3 protein-coding genes are annotated in these 1154 nt (G+C 63.1%); all 3 read right to left on the bottom strand.

The features are described from left to right. Positions 1 to 145: 145 nt before the first annotated feature. The 3 genes from A5622_RS00995 to A5622_RS30635 are packed head-to-tail and all read right to left on the bottom strand — an operon-like array spanning position 146 to position 755. Positions 146 to 343: a hypothetical protein gene (locus A5622_RS00995; RefSeq protein WP_066876093.1), complete on the bottom strand. Its 198-nt coding sequence runs from the start codon at positions 341 to 343 to the stop codon at positions 146 to 148. Beyond that, positions 340 to 558 carry a helix-turn-helix domain-containing protein gene (locus A5622_RS01000; protein WP_232002805.1) on the bottom strand — a complete coding sequence of 73 codons (219 nt, stop codon included), beginning with the start codon at positions 556 to 558 and terminating at the stop codon, positions 340 to 342. The genes A5622_RS00995 and A5622_RS01000 overlap by 4 nt, the downstream gene beginning before the upstream one ends. Then, the gene (locus A5622_RS30635; protein WP_066876094.1) at positions 555 to 755 is read right to left on the bottom strand and encodes a helix-turn-helix transcriptional regulator; all 201 of its coding nucleotides are present in this window, start codon (positions 753 to 755) and stop codon (positions 555 to 557) included. The genes A5622_RS01000 and A5622_RS30635 overlap by 4 nt, the downstream gene beginning before the upstream one ends. Positions 756 to 1154 lie beyond the last annotated feature (399 nt).

Here is a 1154-nt window from a genome sequence, read left to right on the forward strand (position 1 = left end):
GACGGCAACGCCCAAATCGCTGCGCTCGAGGACGAACTCGTCGCCGCCAGGTCCACCGTCGACGGCTGGCAGAACATCGCGATCCAGCTCGCCGCGACGTGCGCCGACCTCCGCGAAGCACTCACCGCCGCCCGATGGGCCGGCCTCACGAAATGAGCATCCGCATGCCGAGCCGCCGCATCACCGACGAACTCGTCCACCTCATGTTCTGCCAGCCGTCGACGGTGGACCTGGCGGCGACGAGTTCGTCCTCGAGCGCAGCGATTTGGGCGTTGCCGTCGTCGAGCGCGGCTACCGTGCCGGCGAGCGCGGCCTCGGTGTCGGCGACGTGCCGGGCGTTCACTTGGGCTCCCAGGTGGGTAGCTCGGTGGCGAACCGGCGGACCTCATCTCGAGTAAACACCACGCGGCTGCCCAACATACGTGGTGTGATAGCACCGCGCCTGACATAACGGTCGAGTTCGCGCGTCGACATGCCCGCGAGGGCTTGCGCGGCGTCCTTCTTGCTCAGCAGCTCGGGCTCCATCACGACACGCGCCGGCGCGGCGGTCCCGCTCATTTCGCGTCTCCGTGTTTGATGTGAGTGCGCTTGTTGTTTGTCGGGATGGGCCGGAAAAGTACGGCCGGTCGGACACCGAGCACTTCGGCCATGCGGGCGGCGCGGTCCGCCGACAGGGTGGTGCATTCACCGGCGAGGAGCCGGGACACAAAAGAGTGGTGAATTGTGCTGCGGCTGGCCAGTTTTCGCGCCGACATGAGGGCGCCTGGTTGGGGGCCGACTAGTGTACGTAGGAGGGTCAGGTTTCGGGGCTGGACGTGCTTCACTGGCAACGTAATCACTTGCTTTCGGCTGTTTACCGCCCGTCACGGCGGCCGCTTTTGAATGTGCAACAAGTGTCGCCTACTCGACGGTAATCCGTCAAGCAGCACGCGCTACCTACTTTTCGTTCATGCGACACCTTGACGTTCTAATTACAGCCGTGTAAGTATGATGACCTGCGAAGATGGTGACGGCGCTCACTATTGCGGATGCGACACCAGCAGGTATAGTCACGTCCAACGGTAGGCGTTTAGATTCAAAGCGTCCGCCGACACGAGAGAAAAGGGTTGGACACAATGCCTACCAATGACAGGCACGGCGATCTCACCTTGCCT

Origin of the sequence: Mycobacterium sp. 1245801.1, assembly GCF_001673055.1 — a bacterium.
GTDB lineage: Bacteria > Actinomycetota > Actinomycetes > Mycobacteriales > Mycobacteriaceae > Mycobacterium > Mycobacterium europaeum_A.